Annotated in this window: 12 protein-coding genes and 1 pseudogene; 10 read left to right on the forward strand and 3 right to left on the reverse strand. The window is 46.9% G+C overall.

Features of this window, described 5'->3' with window-relative positions; all coding sequences use genetic code 11:
* Positions 1-378: 378 nt before the first annotated feature.
* The 5 genes from ABN764_RS01315 (at position 379) to ABN764_RS01335 (ending at position 8,885) form a co-directional block, all read left to right on the forward strand.
* Positions 379-1,065, forward strand: coding sequence for a response regulator transcription factor (locus ABN764_RS01315; protein WP_083544929.1), 687 nt, complete (start codon positions 379-381; stop codon positions 1,063-1,065).
* A complete protein-coding gene (locus ABN764_RS01320) occupies positions 1,058-2,425 on the forward strand; it encodes a sensor histidine kinase (protein ID WP_268623291.1) in 1,368 nt (455 codons plus the stop codon). Before ABN764_RS01315 ends, ABN764_RS01320 begins: the two co-directional genes overlap by 8 nt.
* Positions 2,426-2,640: 215 nt before the next feature.
* On the forward strand, positions 2,641-5,754 hold the full coding sequence (locus tag ABN764_RS01325) for an efflux RND transporter permease subunit (RefSeq protein WP_446670713.1): 3,114 nt from the start codon (positions 2,641-2,643) through the stop codon (positions 5,752-5,754).
* Positions 5,751-7,013, forward strand: a complete 1,263-nt coding sequence (locus ABN764_RS01330) for an efflux RND transporter periplasmic adaptor subunit (protein ID WP_446670714.1) — start codon at positions 5,751-5,753, stop codon at positions 7,011-7,013. Before ABN764_RS01325 ends, ABN764_RS01330 begins: the two co-directional genes overlap by 4 nt.
* 15 nt (positions 7,014-7,028) lie before the next feature.
* The gene (locus tag ABN764_RS01335; protein ID WP_174809697.1) at positions 7,029-8,885 is read left to right on the forward strand and encodes a DUF4352 domain-containing protein; all 1,857 of its coding nucleotides are present in this window, start codon (positions 7,029-7,031) and stop codon (positions 8,883-8,885) included.
* Between the two features lie 147 nt (positions 8,886-9,032).
* On the opposite strand, the gene ABN764_RS01340 is transcribed toward ABN764_RS01335, so the two are convergent.
* Together ABN764_RS01340 and ABN764_RS01345 are read right to left on the reverse strand one after the other, a co-directional pair.
* Positions 9,033-9,332, reverse strand: coding sequence for a hypothetical protein (locus ABN764_RS01340; RefSeq protein ID WP_021252961.1), 300 nt, complete (start codon positions 9,330-9,332; stop codon positions 9,033-9,035).
* 22 nt (positions 9,333-9,354) lie between these two features.
* Entirely contained in the window at positions 9,355-9,480 is a 126-nt protein-coding gene (locus ABN764_RS01345) for a hypothetical protein (RefSeq protein WP_265332074.1), read from the reverse strand.
* 213 nt (positions 9,481-9,693) lie between these two features.
* Here ABN764_RS01345 and ABN764_RS01350 point away from each other — a divergent pair.
* Positions 9,694-10,848: pseudogene (locus tag ABN764_RS01350) on the forward strand (VanZ family protein); the annotation flags it as partial.
* 497 nt (positions 10,849-11,345) lie between these two features.
* Here ABN764_RS01350 and ABN764_RS01355 read toward each other — a convergent pair.
* The gene (locus ABN764_RS01355; protein WP_072727907.1) at positions 11,346-11,681 is read right to left on the reverse strand and encodes a DUF2627 domain-containing protein; all 336 of its coding nucleotides are present in this window, start codon (positions 11,679-11,681) and stop codon (positions 11,346-11,348) included.
* Between the two features lie 178 nt (positions 11,682-11,859).
* Here ABN764_RS01355 and lpdA point away from each other — a divergent pair, with 178 nt between their 5' ends.
* The 4 genes from lpdA to ABN764_RS01375 all read left to right on the forward strand — a co-directional run bounded on the left by lpdA (position 11,860) and on the right by ABN764_RS01375 (position 16,958).
* Complete coding sequence (gene lpdA, locus ABN764_RS01360) at positions 11,860-13,287, forward strand: dihydrolipoyl dehydrogenase (RefSeq protein ID WP_446670715.1); 1,428 nt, start codon at positions 11,860-11,862, stop codon at positions 13,285-13,287.
* A gap of 189 nt (positions 13,288-13,476) precedes the next feature.
* A complete protein-coding gene (locus ABN764_RS01365) occupies positions 13,477-14,508 on the forward strand; it encodes a thiamine pyrophosphate-dependent dehydrogenase E1 component subunit alpha (protein ID WP_446670716.1) in 1,032 nt (343 codons plus the stop codon).
* Entirely contained in the window at positions 14,499-15,482 is a 984-nt protein-coding gene (locus ABN764_RS01370) for an alpha-ketoacid dehydrogenase subunit beta (protein ID WP_174810647.1), read from the forward strand. The genes ABN764_RS01365 and ABN764_RS01370 overlap by 10 nt, the downstream gene beginning before the upstream one ends.
* Positions 15,483-15,575: 93 nt before the next feature.
* Positions 15,576-16,958: a dihydrolipoamide acetyltransferase family protein gene (locus tag ABN764_RS01375; RefSeq protein WP_021252955.1), complete on the forward strand. Its 1,383-nt coding sequence runs from the start codon at positions 15,576-15,578 to the stop codon at positions 16,956-16,958.
* Positions 16,959-16,963: the final 5 nt, after the last annotated feature.

Raw genomic sequence — 16,963 nt, forward strand, 5'->3', positions numbered from 1 at the left:
CCACTATCTAAATTCTATATAATTTGTTGCCTCGGTCGTGTATCTCAACGGCTGGAGCACCAGTTCTATCTAAATGAATCTTCTAATGAAGAATATTGAAATATTGTACATGGCGATACGATGAGTACTGGGAAATTTTGCATATAGGCATCAAATCAGGGGTGAACAAAGTATACCAGCTCATCAATTAAGAAGCTAAGCGTCTTCGATGAAGTAATACTCAGTCAGATACAAAAGTCGAGAGTAGATGAGCATTGATCGCAACGAGGTCAGTGCTTTTTTCATGGAATGGGAATAATCCAGGATGTTATTCGGAGTTAACGTGTATTACAATAGGTTTATAGAAAAATGTTCCAAACCAAAGGAGAAACCCTGCACATGAGAACGATATTGGTCGCAGACGACGATGAAAATATAGTGGAACTGATAGGATTATATCTCCGAGCAGAAGGATTTCACGTTATTGAAGCACGGGATGGGGTGGAGGCGCTACGGTACATGGATGCGGAGCGAGTCGATCTTGTCATTTTAGATATAATGATGCCGAATATGGATGGGTGGGAGCTGTGCGAGGAGCTGCGCCGTTCACATCCTGATTTGCCTATCCTTATGGCTACAGCCAAAGGGGAACCCGGGCAGAAGGTAAGAGGATTCCAATTGGGAACGGACGATTATATAACGAAGCCATTCGATCCAGTGGAGCTGGTAATGCGCGTCAAAGCACTGCTTCGGCGTTACCGAATTGCATTCTCGCAGGTTGTGCAGCTTGGCCCGCTGCGCCTGGATCGAAGCAGTTATAAAGTAATGATGGAGGATGACGACTCTGTCATTACACTGCCACTGAAGGAATTTGAACTCTTGTTTAAGCTTGCGAGTTGCCCTGGGCAGATCTTAACGAGGGAACAGCTCATACAGGATATATGGGGGATGGACTATACAGGGGACGACCGAACCGTTGACGTACATATTAAGCGGCTCCGTGAACGATTTTCCAACTACTCGGAGATCTTTAATATTGTGACTGCTCGCAGCCTCGGATATCGAATTGAGGTATGTCATGATTAAGACCCTGTACGTTCAAGTGGTGCTTACGTTCATATTAGCAATTATTATCGGCATTATTGCCGCCTTTTCTGTGTCGGGGTTGTTGTTTCAGAAGGAAATGGAGGAAGTGTCGTACCGTCAATTGATGAATCTTGGTGATGACTTGGCTCGTCTGCGTACTTCGATGTCAGCCTCTCAATTTAAGGATTATGTGATGTCGTTGAAGGCACTTACGATGTATGAGGTTCGGATATTGAATAGTGATGGAGACACTGTTATTCACCACAATGCGAAAGAACGGGCAGGTTACCCCATTAAGGCAGAACAGCTGAAGAAGGTGCTGGAAGGGGAGCGGATTCGTGCAATTGCGGATAATGATGAACAAGAGCCGATTATCGGGATCCCTATACAGATCGGTAACGAGCGTCAGGCTTTATTTTTGCAAATGTCGATTGGCGGGTTGGATGTAATCGGCCGATTTATTACAATGGTTCTCGTCATCGTGCTTGTTGTTGGCAGCTTATGTTTCCTTATCGCTGCCCGATTTGTTGTATTGCCGGTTAAGCGAATGACTGCAGCAACGAGGAAGATGGCAAAAGGGGATTTCTCGGCAGAGCTGCGCATGAGGAGAAGAGATGAGATTGGCGAGCTGGCGAATAGCTTCAATCAAATGGCTAAAGAGCTGAACCAGCTTGAGCAGATGAGGCAGGATTTCGTCTCCAATGTATCGCATGAGATCCAGTCCCCTCTAACCTCAATCATAGGATTCACTAAAGCTCTAAAATCGAATGTCATTCCGGAACAGCAGCGGGAGAGATATCTGCACATTATTTTAACGGAAAGTGAGCGATTATCTCGGGTAAGCGATAACCTGCTCCAGCTGGCCTCTCTGGAGTCGGATCATCATCCGATGAACATGAGAGCTTACGCGCTCGATGAGCAGCTTCGGAGAATTGTAGTGGCCTGCGAGCCGCAATGGAAAGACAAGACGCTGCATATGGATTTGCAGTTGACTCCTATAATGATTGTCGCGGACGAAGATCTGCTTAGCCATGTTTGGATGAATATAATCGGCAACAGCATGAAGTTTACGCCGAACAATGGGACAATTACCATTTCGTTAACGAACCAGCCGACAGGGTGGACGCAAGTGACGATTACCGATACCGGGATAGGTATCCCTGATCAAGAGCTAACTCGGGTATTTGAGCGGTTTTATAAAGTTGATCGGTCAAGGCGTAGAGATGGAAATGGAAGTGGTTTGGGACTGGCAATTGTCAATAAAGTCATAGCGCTTCATCAAGGGACAGTCACAATTGCGAGCCGTACTGGGGAAGGAACGACGGTGACGATTAGACTGCGATCGCCTAATGCGATGTAAGGAATTGCAATCATGAAATTTATATATAAGAGAACGAATGGAACCATAGCCAAAGGAGAACCGCGGTTATGGTTTTTTTGTATCCACAAATTTGCAGAATATTATTGTAAAAATGTTCCTGAGTTCATACTCCGTTCATATTTCCTTGTTAGCGTATATCTCAAGCTATCGCAAGGGGACGCGGAGACGTTAAGGAGGAGGAAGAGACACACATTATGAATTCGTTGATTCGATTTTCAATGAAGAATGTGGCTGCGGTGTTCATTATCGTAGCAATGCTGTTCGGGGGAGGTATCTATGCGTCGACGGGCTTGAAAATAGACAACATGCCAGACGTTTCCATCCCGTATGTAATGGTGACTGCACAATATGCAGCACCCCCTCAGGACGTAGTGGAACAGGTTACGAAACCGATTGAGAAGAAGCTCTCCGGCATGGAAAGAATCAAGTCGATATCTTCCACATCCAGTGACCAAACAGCGTCCATTCTTATCAGGTTTGAAGAAGGGGTGGATACTGATCGGAAGAAGGCGGATATAGAAAGCTTGATCCAAGAAATAGCATTCCCATCGGGTGTAGAACGACCGCGTGTATCCACATTTGGGGTAGCCTCCATCCCTTCCTACTATTTAGCGGTATATGGAAAAGAGGGGGTAACGCAATCTCAATTAGAGGAGCATTTCACCAAGACGATTAAGCCGGGATTTCAAGCATTACGAGGCTTGGATCATATGGACGTGATCGGTGATCGAAGTACACATCTGAGCATAGGACTCCTTCCAGATAGGCTTCGTTCCTATGGGTTAACGCCTGCTCAGGTTTCAGAAGCCGTCCGCAACGCTTTGGCATCAGGTCCGGCAGGAACAGTGGAATTGGAGGGGAATACGCTGCTTGCCCGCATGAACAACGGATTAACTAGTGTCAAGCAACTAGAGGAAATTACTGTGCAATCCCCTCAGGGGGATACGATCCGATTGACGGAGCTCGGGAAGATCACTGGGATCTCGGAATCCAAGTTCATCGCGAGGCTGGATGATCAGCCGGCTATCGGTATTTTGCTATATAAGGCGAACGGAGCTAACGCGGTTGAATTCTCTACAGGTGCCGATCGTTTGATGAGCAAGTGGGAATCAGAACTTACAGGTGTAACCTTCAAGAAGGTCTACAATTATGCTGACGAAGTGAAGCAATCCATTGGCGGGCTTGTCCGGGAGGGATTAGTTGGTGCACTGCTTGCCTCTCTCATGATTCTGGTTTTTCTGAGAAATATGCGAATGACCTTAATCGTGCTCATATCCATCCCCCTCTCCGTGCTTATTGCCCTATTGCTGATGAAATGGATGGATATCTCCCTTAATATTATGACGCTCGGCGGCATGTTTATTGCGATAGGCCGTGTGGTCGACGACAGTATTGTCGTCATTGAGAATATATATGCCAAGCTGTATCGGGCTGAGCAACGGAATGAATCCGTTATCGCGCTGGCGACGAAGGAAGTAGCCAATGCAATTACGTCATCTACGTTAACAACAGTGGGCGTATTTGCACCGATCGGCATGATCAGTGGAGCAGCAGGGCAGCTGTTCCGTCCTTTCGCAATTACATTGGCCTGTGCTTTGATGGCATCACTGCTCGTGGCCCTGACTGTTATCCCGATGCTGGCGAAGCTGCTCGTACTGAAGCAGGCTAATGTGAAGGGACATGATGCTGGAGAGCACAAGCCATCCAGAATTACGACCGGCTATCGCAAGCTCTTAGTGTGGTCCCTCAATCATCGGATCAAGACATTGTTCATCTCAATTCTGTTGTTTATCGTCACAATGGTTGCGCTTGTCCCACAGCTTGCCTTTACGTTAATGCCAGAAGGGACACCGCCGCGTCAGTTCTTCTTCACCATTAAGCTTCCTTATGAGAATTCCTTGAAGGCGACAGATAATGTGATGAAGGAGATGGAAGCGGAGCTTCGCGCTGCTAAAGACGCACAGAATAAACCGCTGTTCACGTTCATTGAGACGCTGGTCGGGTACGCAGGCGATCCGAATGCGATGCCATACATGGCCCAAATCTATACGGAAGTAAATGAAGAGGCTAATGTGGAGCAAGTAAGACGTGAATATAAAGCCAAGCTGGAAGCATATATTCCCGCTGGATCGGAGCTGGATACACGGACATTGACAGGGGACACCAGTGCAGCGCCGGATTTTGTATATGTGTTGTCAGGTGAAGATGCAGTTCAGCTAAGAGAGGCAGCGGCAATTATCAAGCAAGAAATGATCAAATTCCCTGAGTTGTCCGAGATCAAAGATTCGTTAAGCGAAGCTTCCTCTGAAGTGGTGATCGATGTTGATCCGCGGAAAGCGAGACAATTCGGACTAACACCGGCTATCGTCCAGGGCACACTGCAGACGTGGCTGTTCCAAGATAAGATTGGCGAGTATCGGTACCAAGAAGGTCTGTTGTCCACGGTAGTAGAGACGGAGAAGGGGTTGAGTGGTGATCTGAGCGCGGTTGGGCAGATTCAACTGAGAACACCGACTCAGGAAACCATTTCAGTTGCGGATATCGCTACGATTAAACGAGTGAAGTCCCCAGCTTCCATTAAGCGAGACAATCAGAAACAGGTCATCAATGTTACGGCGAAATTAAATGGACAGAACAAAGGCGGCATTAGTGCACAAGTAGCAGCCTCCTTAGATCTGATCCAGCTGCCAGACGGGGTTGGACGATCCGTGTCGGGCATAAGTGCAGATATTGGAGACAGCTTTGGACAGTTATTCATAGCAATGGCTGCGGCAGTGTTTGTCGTGTACTTGATTATGGTACTTACGTTCGGCAATGCGACTGCTCCATTTGCGATTATGTTTTCCCTGCCGTTTGCAGCTATAGGCGGTGTGCTTGGTTTGATTGTTACGAATGAATCGATTAATATTACCTCCTTAATCGGTTTCATGATGTTGATCGGCATTGTAGTGACGAATGCCATTGTGTATATCGATAAGGCGCAGCAGCTGCGAGAAGCCGGACAGGATGTGAGGAGTGCGTTGATAGAAGCGGGTATATCCCGTTTGCGGCCTATCATCATGACGGCAGGAGCAACCATTATGGCGCTGCTTCCACTTGCATTTGGATTCGGCCACGGTACGCTTATATCCCGCGGATTGGCGGTTGTTGTAATTGGCGGCTTGACGGTATCCACATTATTAACGCTTGTGGTTGTTCCAATTATGTATGATATGATAGCTCGGCGTAAAAGAAACAAGAACCAGTTTCTTGATCAACAAGGGAATGGAGCAGCGCCGCTAACAGAAGGGAAGGAGACCTCATCATGAATCAATCCCATTTACGAAGCATGAAAATACTGCTTATGTTGATGCTTGCGGGAGCGGCTGTGGGAGTGGCTGGGTGCTCTGCGTCGGATCAAGCGAATGGTCCCGAAGCGACAAGCGAACAACATTCGCAATCTACAGTTGCAGAGGTTAAGACGACCGTTGTGACCAAACAGATCATGGGGGCCGCACCTGAGATCGTCGCTGATATTGCGCCGTCAGTGACGATAGACATCGTAGCTAAGGGTAGCGGAGAAATTGTGGCAGTGGAGAAGAAGCGCGGAGATCGTGTGAAGCGCGGAGAAGTGATCGCTCGGACGGATGTGTCGCGTATTCTTTCTCAAAAGCAGCGAGCAGAGCAGGCGTTGCAGAATGCCAATAAACTGCTAGAAACTTCACATGAGACGAAACGTGTGAACAATTCGGAAACGCGAATGTCCATAACGAAGATGGAAGAGCAAATCGAAGAGCAAACAAAGGCGTTGAATAAGCTGAAAAACGGCTATGATGAAGGCACTGTAGAAAAAGCTTCTGTAGAACAGTCTGAGCTGCAACTTAAAAATACAAAGTTTGATTTGCAAGTGTTGAAAATGAAGCTGGATACAGCGGAAAGACTTGCAGAGGATGTAGGTGCCGAGGATCAAATCTCGGCAGCAGAGTTTCAATTGAAAGAGGCGCAATTTGCGATTGCAGAAGCCGAAATCAAGGCTCCTACCGATGGCGTCTTGACAGAATGGACTGTGCTTGCTGGAATGAATGTGGCTCCAGGCACGAAGATCGGACGCGTTGCCAATGTCCACACCGTTCGCGTACAGGGGAAAGTGACCGAAGACATGCTTTCTCTGCTTCATGGTAAGAAGAAGTTGCCTTTCTATGTGTCTGGCAAGCCAGAAAAAAAGTATGAGGGCTCTATTACCTATTTATCCGCAGTTATGGATATGGACACACGTACGTATGCTGTGGAGCTGTTAGTGGATAATGCCAAGCTTGAATTAAAGGCGGGGATGAAGGTTCAGGTCATTCTTGCTGGGGAGAATGAACGCAAGGTTCCTGTCGTACCAGCAACTGCTGTTGTACGTGAACAAGGCTCTGCATTTGTGTTCATCTATCAAAATGGTACGGCGACTAAGCGCTCTGTCACACTTGGCACATTGGAGGATGCGATATATCCGGTAATTGAAGGATTGCAGGATGGAGAATCCATTATTATCTCAGGCCAGCACCAACTGAAGGACAAACAACAGGTGCGGCTTGCGAAGTAGAGGAGTTGACAAGATTTGAAACAGAAAACAATTCAGGTCGTTGCTTTTGCCGCTCTGTGCGGAATAATCATTGGGACTCTTCCGACAGAAGCGCTTGCTGTTGCCACAGATGGGAGCAAGTCAGCTAATACTGCTAATCAAACTACGCATCCTGCCAGCGCAGCGAAAGCGAAGCCAGTTCAGAAGCAGATACCGAAGGCTCAGGAGTACTGGAAGAATAGGTTTGGATTACAGATTGACCTAACCAATGTGATTAATAGCGTAACGGACAAAGGGAAACAAGTTGCTGCCACCATGAAAATCAAAAATAATTCTAGCAAAAAGCTCCGTCTTCCTGATTATGAATTATATGTACTGATGGATAACAAAAAGGAATATGCGATGATATCTAGCGAGAACAGTGCTCGTGTTCTGTCTCAGGGCGAAGTGGTGGAGTGGAGGTTAATGAGTCATGTCGTCGAAGATGACATGGCGGCTCCTGTACGATTTATTTGGAAGGAAGTTAATCGGGAGGTATATCCGAAAAAGGAAACAGTCGTTGCGGTGATGGATGTCGTGCAGCCTGCATGGGAAAATGACTATACTCCAATTACCGATCCCGCCTTGATTAAGGAATGGGGGCAATCCTTCCAACTGCAAGCATTGTCGGATTCATCAATGCTTACGTATACGCCTGTAAGCATCATGAAGAGTTCAGGCAAGCCAGCGCAAGTGGCCGAGCGGTTCAAACAAAAGCTGGAGACGGTTCATGTGGTCACTTTCCGTGTCGTAAACAGGAACAATATACGCGAGAATGTCCCAGACATCAAATTGACGGCATGGTCGAACAACGATCTGTATCAGTCTACAAAACTGGGCAAGGCTCCTGAATCGCTCATGCCGGGTGAGGGCGCAACGCTGCGATACGCTGTAGAGACAGGTGCGAATACGGTGCTGACAGGATTGAAGCTATTAACCTCGGAATCGTTCCTGCCTCCTGGGGCGGCCGATTCGACCAAGGCTGCAACCTATCAAGTAGGGCGATTATATATTAACATTCCGAATCGAGGAACGAGTCAGGTTGTACCGATCGATTATAAGCTGCGGGATAAGCTGAATTTCAGCGATAGTACGGATTTATTTCCAGAGGGCTTGAATGTCTCAATGGAAGAAGAGACGCTGTTAGAGAACAAGGAAGCAGGATTCAGAGCACTTCTTCTCCGTTTCAAATTCGAGAATAAGAGCAGTTCCTCAATCACGATCCCATCCTATCAATTTGAACTGGAAGATAAGGATGGATCTCGATTTGGAGGGGAACGACTTGGTGCCAAGACGGATAAGAAATCACTGCTTCCAAGCGCTGCTGTAGTTGAATCTCACATGTTCGTGATCCCTGATGGCTCGAAGGAACCGGAGTTACTGCTGCATGTTGTCGACAACCGAGAAGAACAAACCTATCCTTTCATTGTGGATACGTTCCGTTTCAAGACGAGTTACGATAATACTGGAGGCTTGCTGTTTGATATGTATCCATTCCAATTGAAAATTAATGATTGGGGAGGAAGCTGGTTGCGGGGCGGAGCTGACATGGTTCAATCGTCCTCGTATGCCTTAAGACTGAAACTGAATATTATTCGGGCGAAGCAGGTAATGAGTGAGCCGAACTTATCGAAAATCAAACTGGAGCTAACCGATCATAGCGGACGGATGCTTGGATCCAAGCTGTTCTCACTTGTTGAGGAGCCACTCTTGAGGGAAGGAGAACAGAACATCATTTTTGAGAACATTGATATGCTTGGCTTGAGTTATCCTGTCACGGTCAGCTTCTATGAAATGTTTGATACGCCATATGGGCCGGTGAAGCGGTTCCTGGGTAGAGTGATAAGAAGTTAATTTTGACCAGAGATTAACTACTATGATAGAAGAGGGTTAGAGAATTATTTTCTCTAACCCTCTTTTCTTATTGTTACAGATCGAGTAAAGGCAACATCCATTTTTAACCCCCGAACTTGTCCACGTTTACGAATGCCAAATACAACCCTATTCACCAAATCGTTTTAAACTTTCTAGGAAATCACCAACAGACAGCTCGCTTATTTGATTAAGCAGGTTATCCATTTGGGTTTTCTTGCGAAGAGAGCCGACCAGCAATACCTCAACGGCTTGATCGCGATCGACAAGAACAGATTGAACCTGCAGAGAATTGGTTAATAATGCAGCAATAACTGCAATTTGGTCAATGCTTAGTTTAGGGCAGTTGGCTTTTTTCTTATTATTATTTTTAGAGTTTCCGTTTCCATTTCCACTTGATTTTTTATTATTATTTTTTGAAAAGGACACAGCCACTCACCCTCTTATCAGATTACTCTCCAATTGTCTCTGCTGGAGCTGCCCCCGTTCCTTGAATGATCCCAAACGCATAGGCAACGAACAGAACTATGACCACAATGAGAAGTATCAGTCGTTTATTTTCATCTTCATCGGCCATGCTCATTCTCCTTGGTAACACGGTATTTTATCATGATTATTGTAATCAGGATGAGGGGGAAAGGTTCCAACAGTCCGGCCTAATCTGGCAGTAAATCATCCAAAATACTGGCTTACAAAAATGTAATGTGGCAAATACAGTGTATTTCGTTGACTTTTGATCGTCTAATCGATAAAGTTACGAATGCGACTACAGTGATAAAGAGGGTTACAGATGAACGCGTATCTATTTCCAATTAAATTTGCTTTTCTTACGTTCCCGATAGCAGCATTACTCTTGACGCTTCCTTTTTTAATCGTGCAATATCGCAAATACGGGTATGTCAATAAGGTTCGCGCTTTGGTGCTTTATTCCATGCTGCTCTATTTCATTTCTGCTTATTATTTGGTGATATTGCCGCTGCCGCAAAATGTGCACAATTGTGTGGATCGGGCAGGTGCAGTATTTGAGCAACTGCGCCCTTTCCAATTCGCTCGCGATATTATGAAGGAGTCTAGTGTTGAATGGTCGCATCCAACGACCTATGTACAGCTGCTGAAGGAAAGAGCCTTTTTCCAAGCCGCATTCAATGTGGTCTTGACGCTGCCGCTTGGCGTATATATGCGCTACTATTTCCAACGATCGTTCTTGCAGACGACGGTTATTGCATTTCTTGTCTCTTTATTTTTTGAGATTACGCAACGAACAGGCTTGTATGGGTTCTACGATTGTCCATATCGGCTGTTCGATGTGGATGACTTGATTTTAAATACTTCAGGGGGCTGTATCGGATTTTTACTGGCACCAGTATTTACATACTTCCTGCCGCGTTCACACCAGTTGGACGATCATGTCGATCTGAGCAAGAAGCCTGTTGGATTCATTCGCAGAGGAATCGCGGTGTGGCTGGATATGACATTGCTATCGATTATCATGGGTTGCATATACATTGTATACCGCACGATTGCATATGGAGACAACTATAGCAATTTCCAGTTGAGTGAATTCAATATCTTATATTTGGCAGCAGGTATTTTCGTTTATTTTATTCTCATACCAACGTTTACGGATGGGAAAACCTTCGGCAAATGGGTAACACGTATCCACCTGGTTCAGGACGATACAGAGGGTTCCCTTTGCAGAATTACATTTGTCGGTTTGCTGAAGCGATACGGTATATTGTATTTCGGTGTGGGTGGCATCAATTACGTACTTGGATATGTATTGAAGTTCAACGAGGCTATGGATTCGCTGGTTATGATATTGGTAGTGATTGCGTGGCTTGGTTTCAACGGTTTACTCTTCCTGCACCTCATGCTTCATCTGTTCAGGAAAGATAAGCGTCTATTTTACGAAAAAATAAGCCGAACTCGTAATGTGATTACAATCCCAGAACGAATGAGGCGAGAGATGGCAGATGAACATTATGCTCCTTCTGCGCAGGATGAATCAGTTGGTAATGAGCCTGAAATCACATCTAAACCAAACTACGATGACATCCTGAACAAAGAGCTGGTTGTTGATGACGTGACAACCTCAGTACCATCCAGACATGAAGTGCATTCAGATGATACACCTGAAAATCAGGTTATGCAGGCTCCGCAGTCAACAGGGGCAGCACGTTCGAATAATGCTCGCGACTTGGTTGATCAAGAGCTGGCTCGTCTGAAGGAGAAGCTGGCGAAGAAAGAAGAAGAATAAAAACAAATAATAAGGGCCTCTAATCATCACAACATTGTGATCATAGAGGCCCTTCTTCTTGGAATTTCGTTCATTTAAAGCGAGATGCGAGCGTAAATTGGTAATTAATGAAGTATAGAGCAATATCATTCGTTGTTTGACCAGAAGGTTACTCCTAATGAGCCAGCAACAGTTCTTATCTAGGCTTACTCTTTGCCTTCTACTGAGCCATCCGCACTAGGACGGAAGGATTGTGGCTTGGGGCTTTTTTTTGCACGGAAACGTGCCGCTACATAGTTGCGCTTCCGGTCACGATAAAATATCCATCCCCCTATGAAGCCCACGCCAATAATGAACAGCAGTAGACCAGCGGTGAAGGGCAGCCATTGGAATGCAGGAGCAGACAGCTTATCATTGCCGTGGTCGACCACATAATCGAACACAGCATTTTTCATAAGCAGAAATCCGCTTGTCGCGGTTACGCCTGGAATAACCAGAAGCAGAACCGCAATAAATCGAGTGATAACATGTGTTTGCTTCATTATGATCTTCACCTGCTCACGTCATGTAAGTTAGCTTCATATTACCTTGATTGCGCATACTTGTCTAATGTTTCCTCTCCTTTAGAACCAATAGGATGACAGTTGTCATGTTTGCTGCGCAAAGAAAAGAGAGTACAATAGAACCATCGGAAATGAACGCGAAAGGAGAGTTGCTTGTATGACGAAACAAGTAGATGTTGCGATTCTGGGTGGAGGAACTGGAGGTTATATCGCTGCAATTGCAGCAGCCCAGGCTGGCAAGTCAGTCGTTGTCATTGAGCGTGAGAAGCTGGGGGGAACATGCTTGCATCGAGGTTGCATCCCAAGCAAGGCTCTGCTTCGGAGTGCTGAAATATACCGTCAGACAGGAGAAGCCGCATCCTTCGGCATCGAGATTGAGGGACGGAAGCTGCGCTTTGATCGGGTTCAGGCTCGGAAGAAGAAGGTTGTAGACCAGCTTTATAAAGGTGTGCAATTTCTGATGAAGAAGCACAAAATTGAAGTCATTCATGGAGTGGGACGGATTATGGGTCCTTCCATCTTTTCACCGAGAAGTGGCTCAGTCGCGGTAGAATGTGAAGAGGGAGAAGCGATCACAATCGTGCCGAGCCATGTCATCATTGCAACAGGATCACGTCCGCGCATTTTGCCGGGACTTCCAGTAGATCACCCATCTGTTGTTACGACTGATGAGGCGCTGGAATGGACAGAGCTGCCGAAGCGAGTGGCGATTCTAGGGGGCGGAGTCATTGGGGTAGAATGGGCTTCCATGCTGACAGACTTCGGTGTTGAAGTGAATGTCATTGAGTCTGCTGCTCATCTTGTTCCACAGGAAGATAAGGACGTCTCAACCGAACTTCAGCGTCAATTGGCGAAGCGTGGTGCGCGAATACATACACAAGCAATTGTTGAACCGGAGAAGGTTCAGATAGATCCGGACACAGGAGAAGTGAAGCTCGAGATTGTCTCGAACGGACAAGCGATGGACATAAATGCAGACAAGCTGCTCGTATGTATTGGAAGGCAGGCCAATATCGAGAACATTGGGCTGGAAAATGCGGGCATTGAATTCGGCAATGGTCGAATTATCGTTAACGAATTTATGCAAACAAATGAGTCTCATATATATGCGATTGGCGATGTTGTTGGGGGATTACAGCTTGCTCATGCAGCATCTGCAGAAGGAATACTTGCAGTTCGCCACATATGTGGCGAGGCAGATTCGGGGATCGATTCCCATCGTATACCTCGCTGCATCTATACAGCACCAGAAACGGCATCCATCGGTTGGACGGAGAAGGAAGCAGTTGAAGCGGGATATTCGATTAAGACGAGCAAAGTTCCGTTTCAAGCAATAGGCAAGGCAATTGTACAGGGTGATACGACAGGATTCGTGAAAATAATTGCAAATGCGGATACCAATGATTTACTTGGGGTTCACATTGTCGGGCCTCATGCTACGGAACTGATAGGCGAGGCAGCAGTTGCACAATGGCTTGATGCAACACCATGGGAAGTAGGCGAAGTTATTCATCCGCATCCTTCATTAAGCGAGATTATGGGCGAGGCAATGCTTGCTGTTGATGGTCATGCGTTGAATCTATAAGGGGATGAGAAATAGTCTGACGTTTTCTTTTGGGGATGTTCAGAGTATAATAGTTTTTAGACTCTAGTCTTAGTACCTGGTATTAGATTACTGACCACTGTTCATTGACTTGTGTGCAGGATAGCTATGAAGCTGCTCTGTACAAGGGTCGAAGAACGGATTTTTGCGATAATAAAGGAGGATGACTCCATGACACCAGATATGACGACTCGTCAGCAGACGAGACATGAAGAGCTTGGCCTAACCCATAAGCAGGCACAGGAAATGTACCGCATGATGCTTCTTGCACGCATGTACGATGAACGTGCGCTGCTGCTGCAGCGTGCCGGTAAAATCAACTTTCACGTATCAGGCATAGGCCAAGAAGCAGCGCAAATTGGCGCGGCTTATGCGCTCGATCATCAGAAAGATTACTTCCTGCCTTATTACCGAGATTATGGATTTGTCATGTCGGTTGGTATGACTGTACGTGAACTAATGCTCGCCTTGTTCGGCAAAGCGGGCGATCCGAACAGCGGTGGGCGCCAAATGCCAGGTCATTTCGGCTGCAAGCGGCTGCGTATCGTAACCGGCTCTAGTCCGGTAACGACACAGGTTCCACATGCGGTAGGCATAGCTCTGGCAGCGAAGATGCGCAATGAAGATTCTGTATCATTTGTGACGCTTGGAGAAGGTTCCAGCAACCAGGGAGATTTCCATGAGGGCTGCAACTTCGCAGGAGTTCATAAGCTGCCAACCATCATTATGGTAGAGAACAATCAATATGCCATCTCTGTTCCGATTGCGAAGCAAATTGCAGGTCGCGTATGTGATCGGGCTTTGGGTTATGGCTTCCCAGGGGTTCAGGTTGATGGCTGTGATGTGTTAGAAGTGTATCGGGTTATGAAGGAAGCGCGTGAACGTGCTGTCCGAGGTGAGGGGCCTACGTTGGTAGAAGCAGTCATGTATCGCTTGTCTCCCCATTCAACTGCGGATAATGACATGGTATATCGTACGAAGGAAGAAGTGGAGGAGCACCGGAATAAGGATGGTCTTCCTCGATTCAAGGCCTACCTGATTGAATGCGGCATCTGGTCTGAAGATGAAGATGCTGCTCTGCGTGCTGAACTGAAAGCTGTGCTCGATGACGCAACCGCATATGGTGAACAGGCGCCGTTCCCGCAAGGGGAAGAAGCACTGAAGCATGTCTACGCGGAGGAGGGTCAGGGAACATGGCAGTAATGGAGTATATTGACGCAATTCGACTTGCAATGAAGGAAGAGATGGAACGAGACAGCAATGTATTCGTGCTCGGTGAAGATGTCGGGGTCAAAGGTGGCGTCTTCACAACAACCAAGGGGCTGTATGAACAATTTGGCGAAGCTAGATCGTTAGATACCCCGCTTGCAGAGTCGGCCATTGCCGGCGTTGCAATTGGAGCCGCAATGGTAGGAATGAAGCCAATTGCTGAGATGCAGTATTCGGACTTCATGTTCCCAGCAACGAACCAAATCATTAGTGAGGCCGCTAAGATTAGATATCGTTCAAACAATGACTGGACCTGTCCACTTGTGATACGCGCCCCAATTGGCGGTGGTGTTGCAGGAGGGTTGTACCATTCACAATGCCCGGAATCTGTATTCTTCGGGACACCAGGTCTAAAGATAGTTGCTCCTGCAACGGCATACGATGCCAAGGGTCTGCTGAAGGCGGCAGTTCGTGATCCTGATCCGGTTATCTTCTTCGAGAATAAGAAGTGCTACCGAATGATCTCGGGAGAGGTTCCAGTTGAGGACTACGTAGTACCGATTGGTGAAGCGAATGTAGTTCGTGAAGGAACGGATATAACAGTTATTGCTTACAGTTTGCCAGTCCATTATGCATTGCAAGCTGCGGAAGAATTGGCGAAGGAAGGCATCAGCGCACATGTACTGGACTTGCGTACGATTCAACCGCTTGATCGAACAGCGATACTTGAAGCTGTCTCGAAGACCGGCAAAGTGCTGATTATTCATGAGGACAACAAGACTGGCGGCGTCGGGGCAGAGGTAGCGGCAATCATTGCAGAAGAGCTGCTCTATGATCTCGATGCGCCGATTCAACGTCTGTGCGGACCGGATGTGCCTGCAATGCCTTATAGTCCTCCGATGGAGAAATTCTTCATGCTGAATAAGGACAAAGTGAAGGAAGCGATGCGCCAATTGGCGATCTTCTAATCGAATGGCAGACGGTATGAAGGAGGAGAGAGACATGGCACAGCTTATGACGGAACTTCTCCTTCGACCGTACAGAACGGGAGTGTGAAAAAGATGTCTTCAAATCAGGGAACAGAAGTATTGATGCCGCAGTTGGCAGAATCCCTTGTACAGGCGACTATCGGCAAATGGCTGAAACGTCCAGGGGAGACCTTTGATGCGTATGAACCGATTTGTGAAGTGATTACAGATAAGGTCGTAGCTGAATTGCCAGCAACAGAAGCAGGCATTATGCAAGAAATTGTGGCGCATGAAGGCGAAACCGTTGCGGTAGGCGCGGTGATCTGCCGTGTTCAGTCACAAGCTGCTGCATCTGTGCCATCGTCAGCTGCAGGTGCCTCTGAGCAGAATCAGGGCCATTCAGCGGATGCTTCAGTAAATCAAACGGGGCAGGATATGCGCAATCGGTATTCACCCGCCGTGCAGCGACTTGCGCAGGAGCACGGAATTGATTTGCAGCGAGTGGCTGGTTCTGGATTGGGCGGCCGCATTACACGCAAAGATGTAATGGCTGCAATTGAAGCTGGTGGAGAAACCGTAGTAACACCATCAAGTGCTGCTACAGCTGGCAATGCACCAGCCTCATCGACTGGTATAGAAATAGCTGGTGGAGCAAGTGCAGCCCCGCAACCAAGTGCGGTGCAGCATGCAAGCGGGCATGTGCGCAACACCGGACTTCATCTTACAGAAACGCCGCGCATTCCTTCGATTGAAGTAGAAGGAAGAACACAAGCTGGCAATGGAGAGACCTTCATTGACGTCACACCGATTCGGCATACAATCGCAACGCGTATGCGCCAGAGCGTCTCTGAAATTCCGCATGCTTGGACGACAATTGAAGTCGACGTTACGAATCTTGTACAGCTTCGCAACAAGATTAAGGATGAATTCAAGCGCAAGGAAGGCATTAACCTGACTTATTTGGCATTCGTGCTGAAGGCGATCGTCAATGCGATCAAGGATTATCCGATTATGAACTCGGTGTGGGCTGTCGATAAGATTATCGTGAAGCGCGACATAAACTTGTCTTTGGCTGTAGGTACAGAAGATTCTGTATTAACGCCTGTCATTAAGAAGGCTGATCAGAAGAACATTGCGGGGTTGGCACGAGAGATCGATGAGCTGGCACGGAAGACAAGAGAGGGAACTTTGTCTCCAAATGATATGCAGGGTGGGACATTTACCGTGAATAATACGGGGTCGTTCGGCTCCATTCTGTCTTATCCGATCATTAATTATCCGCAGGCTGCCATTCTTACCTTTGAATCGATCGTGAAGAAGCCTGTTGTGATTAATGACATGATTGCCGTCCGCTCGATGGCGAATATGTGTCTGTCGTTGGATCACCGGATATTAGATGGCGTAATTTGCGGTAGATTTTTACAACGCGTGAAAGAAAATCTCGAAAGCTTCTCATTGGACACGAAAGTGTATTAAAATAG

It is taken from the genome of Paenibacillus wuxiensis, assembly GCF_040195695.1.
GTDB lineage: Bacteria > Bacillota > Bacilli > Paenibacillales > Paenibacillaceae > Paenibacillus_B > Paenibacillus_B suaedae.